At 48.9% G+C, this 6,723-nt stretch carries 5 protein-coding genes and 1 pseudogene; 3 read left to right on the forward strand and 3 right to left on the reverse strand.

Going from position 1 to position 6,723, the window contains the following annotated elements; all coding sequences use genetic code 11:
- From AC1DWB_RS29985 to AC1DWB_RS29995, 3 genes and pseudogenes are all read left to right on the forward strand, one after another.
- A pseudogene (locus AC1DWB_RS29985) lies at positions 1–232 on the forward strand (ADP-ribosylglycohydrolase family protein); the annotation flags it as partial.
- Positions 229–1,119, forward strand: coding sequence for a ribokinase (gene rbsK / locus AC1DWB_RS29990; protein ID WP_477544764.1), 891 nt, complete (start codon positions 229–231; stop codon positions 1,117–1,119). The pseudogene AC1DWB_RS29985 and the gene rbsK, both read left to right, overlap by 4 nt.
- A gap of 337 nt (positions 1,120–1,456) precedes the next feature.
- Entirely contained in the window at positions 1,457–2,815 is a 1,359-nt protein-coding gene (locus tag AC1DWB_RS29995; RefSeq protein ID WP_477544765.1) for an IS1182 family transposase, read from the forward strand.
- Positions 2,816–3,406: 591 nt separating this feature from the next.
- Here AC1DWB_RS29995 and AC1DWB_RS30000 read toward each other — a convergent pair.
- The 3 genes from AC1DWB_RS30000 to AC1DWB_RS30010 all read right to left on the reverse strand — a co-directional run.
- Positions 3,407–5,002 (reverse strand): extracellular solute-binding protein, encoded by a 1,596-nt coding sequence (locus AC1DWB_RS30000; protein WP_477544766.1) that lies wholly within the window; start codon positions 5,000–5,002, stop codon positions 3,407–3,409.
- A gap of 114 nt (positions 5,003–5,116) precedes the next feature.
- Positions 5,117–5,989 carry a carbohydrate ABC transporter permease gene (locus AC1DWB_RS30005; RefSeq protein WP_477544767.1) on the reverse strand — a complete coding sequence of 291 codons (873 nt, stop codon included), beginning with the start codon at positions 5,987–5,989 and terminating at the stop codon, positions 5,117–5,119.
- Positions 5,990–6,030: 41 nt separating this feature from the next.
- The coding region (locus tag AC1DWB_RS30010) for an ABC transporter permease (RefSeq protein WP_477544768.1) at positions 6,031–6,723 on the reverse strand (693 nt) is incomplete at its 5' end.

Below are 6,723 nucleotides of genomic sequence, written 5' to 3' on the forward strand. Positions count from 1 at the left end.
GTACATGAATGATTTTGGCTATAAAAAGCTGACAGGCGGCAAGTTCAACTGGCAGTTCAATCAAGACTATGAGTTCAAGGTGACCGCAGAAGGCAATACGATCACACTCTCGATTAACGGAGAGCAAGTTTTACAGCACAAGGATGATACGTTTGGATACGGCATGTTCGGCGTGAGTACCATTGCTGCTGCAAGAACCTACTATCGCAATATTCGAGTAACCGAGCTATGAAGATTGTCGTAATAGGCAGCGCCAATATGGATATGGTCGTGCAAACGAGCCGTGTTCCTGAAATGGGCGAGACGATAAGAGGCAATGGTTTCTTCCTGTCAGCCGGAGGCAAAGGAGCCAATCAAGCCGTCGCATGTGCAAAAATGGGGGCAGATACGTGGTTTTTGGCAAAAGTGGGAGACGACATTTTCGGCCAATCGCTGATGGACAACCTTAAGGGTTTCGGCGTGCACACCGATTTTATCATGCAAGAGCCCGGAGTTAATACTGGAGTCGCCGCAATCACGGTCTGCGAGGGAAACAATAGCATTATTCTTGATGGCGGCGCCAATAACAAGGTCACTCCAGCATATATCCGTACCTATCAAGAGGAGCTTCTCTCTGCTAAGGCCGTCATGTTGCAACTGGAAATCCCCATGGAATCCGTATATGAAGTGATTCGTTTGGTGAAAGGAAAAGTACCTATTTTCCTCAATCCAGCCCCTGCGGTTCCGATCGAAGACGCTATTTTGCAGGGTGTGGATTATTTTATCCCGAATGAGATCGAGTGCCGCATTTATACGAATGTGGATATCCAAAGCACGGATGATGCTTTTGCGGCATTAAATATTTTGCGTGCAAAAGGTATTCGTTATCCGCTGATTACACTTGGAGAAAAGGGCCTTGTTTATTATAACGGAACGGATAATGTGTACAAGAAAGGTCGCAAAGTCGAGCCCGCTGATACAACCGCTGCTGGGGATACGTTCTCAGGGACGCTAGCCGCGATGATTATTTCAGGCAAAACTATTGATGACGCCGTCGACATTGCGCAACATGCCTCATCCATAGCTGTAACGCGATTGGGTGCGCAAAATGCAATACCGTATCTCTCGGAAATCGTATAAAAAAGATTGTTCGGGCAGTGGGGCCATAACGCTAATGCAAGTGAGCGGAATTGAACTACGGGTACATGTGGGAATCCTGCAAAAATACATCATTTCTCACTCGAATCCCTTCATTTAAGTCGAAATGTTGCAGAAGTACATCATTGTTCCGCCAAACGGTCCCATTTGGAGGGGAAAGCCACGAAATCCTGCACATTTGCAGGATTCCCCTTCCGAATGGGCTTTTAGCCATGAAATCCTGCATATTTCAGGCTGTTGAGAAAGCTAATTTAACACGACACCGCGTTAATATGGTATAATATTCTAGTGAATATCCCATAGGAAGCGCGGTGTTTCTATGCTCTACACGAACGAAACAAATCCTCAACTGGATTATGAACTCGTCTGCATTGAATATATGGTCGCTCCCAATCATTTACTTCGACACATCGAAAAACACATCGAATTTAGCTTTATTCTTGAAAAAGTACGCCCTTATTACAGCGAATCGAATGGCCGCCCTTCTCTGGACCCCATTGTATTTTTCAAGATGCTACTCATAGGCTACCTCTACGACATTCGTTCCGAGAGGGAACTGGAGAGAGTGGTCAATGATACGATTTCCTTCCGGTGGTTTCTCAGACTCGGCCTAACAGGTAAAGCGCCTGATCACTCCGTTTTTAGCTGGAATCGTAAACATCGGTTCGAGGGCACGACGATTTTCCAAGATATCTTCGACAATATTGTCCAGCAGGCCATCAACTATCGAATGGTCGGAGGCCGTGTGCTCATTACGGACTCCACGCACATCAAAGCCAACGCAAACAATAGTAAATATGAAAAACTGGAAGTCACGTGTACACCTCAGGAGTATCTTCAAGAGCTAGAGCAAGCGGTAAACGGGGATCGAGAGCAATTCGGAAAAAAGCCGTTGCCTCCCGAAGAGGAGAATATTACAAAAATAATAAAAGTTAGCTCGACCGATCCGGAAAGCGGGTTTTTGAATCGGGATGGAAAACCAGAAGGGTTTCATTACCTCGATCATCGGACCGTCGATCATAAATTCAATATTATCACCGACTGTCATGTGACCGCTGGCAACGTCAATGATTCTGTCGTATACATTGATCGTTTACGTCATCAAATCGAAAAGTTTGGATTTCAGTCTTCACTGGAGGCTGTCGCGCTCGATTCCGGCTATATGACTCCTTACATCTGCCACAAAACAACTGAGTTAACTATCATGGCTGTTATTCCAGAGCGATCCACTCGTGACCATGGCGTTTTTCCAAAAGAACGATTTGTGTATCACGCTGACAAAAACGTGTACATTTGCCCGAACAACCAAGAGTTGACCTACCGAACAACAACTCGTGAAGGCTTCAGAGACTACAAGTCGGACCCAAAAATATGCGCCGAATGTCCATTTCTTACATCCTGCACAATGAACAAATCGAATCAGCGAACCGTTCAACGACATCTATGGGAGGACAGTAAAGAACGGGTAGCTCTCAATCTCCAAAGTAGCATCGGCAAGGCACTCTACCGATTACGGAACCAGACTATTGAGCGAAGTTTTGCGGATGCCAAAGTGCTCCACGGACTTCGCTATTGCCGGTTTCGGGGGAGAGACAAGGTACAGATGCAGGTGTTGCTGACAGCAACTGCACAGAACATAAAAAAGATCGCCCTATACCTCGCCAAGAAGGCGGGATGAGGCAATAGTCCTCATCTACTCCTCAATTTTCTCCTCAAACACTCCTCTTTCCTAGATTTTTTCTTCATTTTCGTAAAAAACAGGGGTTTCCCAACAGCCTGATATTTGCAGCAATTTTGAACCCGTCCTATGCTTCAAGCTGAACATACCCCATCCAAGCAGAGCACCGCTTCGCAAACAGGGCGGTGGATTCCTCACTTGCATGAATCGATAACCTGACACCTTTGAAAGACCCGCAAAACCGGACGCGGAGTGTACGGACAAAGGAAACTCCTTGAAGGAAAGCAGAACAAAAAGGGAGTGAACAGGAGAGTGGAGAAGCGAAGCGTCCGCCTTTGAAACCGATTCCTAACCACGACAACATTTCAATCCAAGGAATCGATTTCAACAGCGGGTGGAACCTCCTGTTCACTCCCTCCCCACGCGCCGAACTGAACGCAACGACCAAGGACTGTCGGCTGTGCTTACGGACGGTTTTTCTTAATCTGCAACGGAACAATTAAGACGCCTCACGTGGATAGGCTACTGCAGGTACAGTATCACGGAGGCGTCTTCCAATAAAGCTTTTTCCGAAACATCGTGCTACTAAAGTTATTTCACAGTACCGTTCGCTTTCAAGCCATCGTTCACTTCCTTGATGATTTGTGCGCCTCCGCGATCTTTCCACTCCTGGACCATTTTGTCCCAATCCGCAATCGGACGCTGTCCAGAAATCATCTTCGTCTGTTCACCGATGAGATATTTGTCCAGCTCGGCACCTTTCTGTGCTTGTGTCTCCGATATAACCGTGAACGCAGGATCGTTGAACGGGTCTTTGTTGAATTTCTTCTCCATGTCTTCAATTGTAGCAATGAACTTCTGCATTTCCGGAGATGTGTACGACGCCTTGGAGAATTCGTTCGCTTCATTGCTAGGTGCCCAAGGTTTCCAGAATTCGTGACGCTGCAGCATATACTGGATCGGCGTGCTCGATTCCTGACCGGTCTTCGGCACGGCCGAGCCGTTCACCATGTCGTACCCGACCCCTTGGCCGCCCATGATCCAGTTATACTGTTCGTTCTGAGGGTTGCGGTCTTTCAGCGGGACGAACTTGCGGCCATAGTCGACAATGTCGAGAATGCGCTTTACCTTATCAGGCTCACTCTTCAGCTTCGCTGATAGCGTCGTCAGACCGAAGAATCCGCGGCCATTCGGGTTGCCTTGCTTGCCATCAGGTTGAACGAAGAATGGGATCGGCACGACCTTCGCTTGTGGAGCGACCTTCAGCAGCCCTGTATAGTAATCCTCGACCATACCGGTCGGTGTGCCGATGAAGATCCCTGATTTGCCTGAGTAAAACTCCTTGTTCGTCTGCGCCCAGTTCAAGACAGCGAAGTCCTTCGTAACGGCGCCTTCCTTGTAAGCGTTAGCCAGTGTCTCGATGACTTCTTTACGGCCAGGACCGATCATGCCGGGGATATAATTGCCGCCCGAATCTTTATGATACCAGTTCGTGGACCACCAAGCGCCCATGTTATGAGTCGGGGAAATGTTCTCACCCAATGTAAAACCATACGTATCGTTCTTGCCATTACCATCCGGATCGTTCTTGGTGAAGGCGACGGCGACTTCCAGCAGTTCCTTGTAATTCGTAGGCATCTTCAAGCCCAGCTTGTCGAGCCAGTCCTGACGGATCGTACCGGAGAATGTGTAGGTCGGTGAATACATGGGGATGCTATATACTTTGCCATTCACACGGAATTGGTCGTAGATCGCCTTAGGCACCAGTTTGAGCGTTTCGTATTGATTGATGTAGTCGTCGAGCGGCAGGAAGGCCCCTTGCTTCGCCCATTTGAAATAGTTGGAATCCATATCCTTGATCGCTACGACGTCCGGCATATCGCCGGAAGCCATAATGACGTTGAGCTTCTCATTATAGTCGGACTGCAGGATGAACTGCGATTTGATGTTCGCATTGAACTTCTGCTTGATTGCTTCTACGCCCTTGCTGTTCGGATCGGGAAATATCGTATAGGCGAAGTTGAGAAAGCCGATGTCGTATGATTTGTTCTCTGTCTTCTGTCCAGGTTCACTGGCCTTCGGCTTGCTCGTTTCCGTTGACGTGGAACTGTCCTTCGAACATGCGGCGGCAACAGCGGCAAGCGCCAAAATGAGGGTTACATTCACCATTCTCAAGCTTCTCTTCATTCGTTCGCACCTCCAAGTTTGATAGGCAGGGTTTCCTTTCTGTTTAGTTGCAACGGGTCCCCCTCAAGCATTTTCGTATCTCAGAAACTTCTCTTCCTATACATACGTGAGTGGTCATCCTTTTACGGAGCCAATCATCACCCCCTTGGCAAAATGCTTTTGCAGAAACGGATATAGAATCAGGATCGGGACCGTCGCGAGCAATATCGCGGCCATCTGGATCGTTTCCGCCGGTGGAGGGTCGGTTAGCACTTGCTCGGTTATGGACAAGGAACTCGTATCATTCACGACKACAATCTGCCTCAGCAGCACTTGGATCGGCCATAGCTTCGGATTGCTGATGTACAGAATACCGGAGAAATAAGCATTCCAGTGCGACACGGCATAGAACAGACCGAAGGTCGCGAGAGCGGGCTTGGAGAGTGGCAAGATTATGCGCCAGAATACGGTGAACGGATTGGCCCCGTCGATAAGCGCCGCTTCGTTCAATTCCTCGGGAATGCTCTTGAAAAACTGCGAGAATACGATTAGGTTCCACGGGCTGATGAGCACCGGAATGATGAGCGCCCATACGGAATTCAGCAGTCCTGTTGCCTTTACGATCAAGTAGGTCGGGATAATGCCGGCGCTGAATAGAAAGGTGAACAGCACCATGAACAGGAACAGCTTTTGTCCATAAAACTTGCGAGACAGTGCGTACGCCATCGTCGTTGTAAACGCCAGGTTGAACAAGGTGCCGAGCGTGGTGATGAAGGCCGTAACGCCGACGGATTTAACAAACTTATTGTTAGCGAGAATGTATGAGTAAGCGTTCGTCACCCACCGTTCCGGTAATAAAATGAACGTTCTTCGCAAGTATTCTTCCATCGAAGTGAAGGACACCGAGAAGATATAGAGGAACGGGATAAACATGGCGGTGGCGAACAAGACGAGCAAGATGATAATGATGGCGTCTGCCATATAGTCGAGCCAGGTTCTGTGATGCATCGGTGTTCTCGCCTCCTTGGTCTAAAATGTGCCCATTTGAGCTAGTAGATGCCTTCTTCGCCGAAACGTTTGGCCAGTCGGTTCGCTGTAACGACAAGGATGAGCCCTACGACTGACTTGAACAAGCCTACCGCCGTAGCGAAGCTGAAGTCAGACTGCAAAATCCCTTTATAGTACACGTAGGTGTCCAGCACGTTGCCGACTTCTTCTACGTAAGGATTAAGCATGAGGAAGATTTGCTCGAAGCCGTTGTCCAACACCGTGCCTAGTCGCAAGATGAGCAAGATGATCACTGTGCTGCGAATAGCTGGCAGCGTAATGTGCCATACCCGGCGCCATCGGCCTGCGCCATCCACGATCGCCGCTTCATATAGCTCTGGATTGACCCCCGCGAGTGCAGCTAGGAATACGATCGTGCCCCAACCGGCTTCCTTCCAAATAATCTCGAGTACTAGTAACGGTTTGAACAGCCACGGCAGCTGGAGGAATTGCACGGATTCCCAGCCGAACATCGTCTGTGTGAAGCTGTTGACGACCCCGTCGCTGCGCAGGAATATCGTCACGATCCCGATCACGACGACCCAGGACAGGAAGTGCGGCAAGTAGATGAACGATTGCAGCAAGCGCTTGAACCATTCATTGCGAATCTCGTTCAGCATAAGCGCGAGCACGATTGGAACCGGGAAGGCGAAGGCGATCTGCAGGAAAGAGAGCGTCAGCGTGTTGATCAGTAC

This window comes from Paenibacillus sp. P4_E11, from assembly GCF_056401635.1.

Bases quoted from the DNA above. Each gene is read 5' to 3' on its own strand.
- rbsK (WP_477544764.1), top strand. From the start codon at position 229: ATGAAGATTGTCGTAATAGGCAGCGCCAATATGGATATGGTCGTGCAA.
- AC1DWB_RS29995 (WP_477544765.1), top strand. From the start codon at position 1,457: ATGCTCTACACGAACGAAACAAATCCTCAACTGGATTATGAACTCGTC.
- AC1DWB_RS30000 (WP_477544766.1), bottom strand. From the start codon at position 5,002: ATGAAGAGAAGCTTGAGAATGGTGAATGTAACCCTCATTTTGGCGCTT.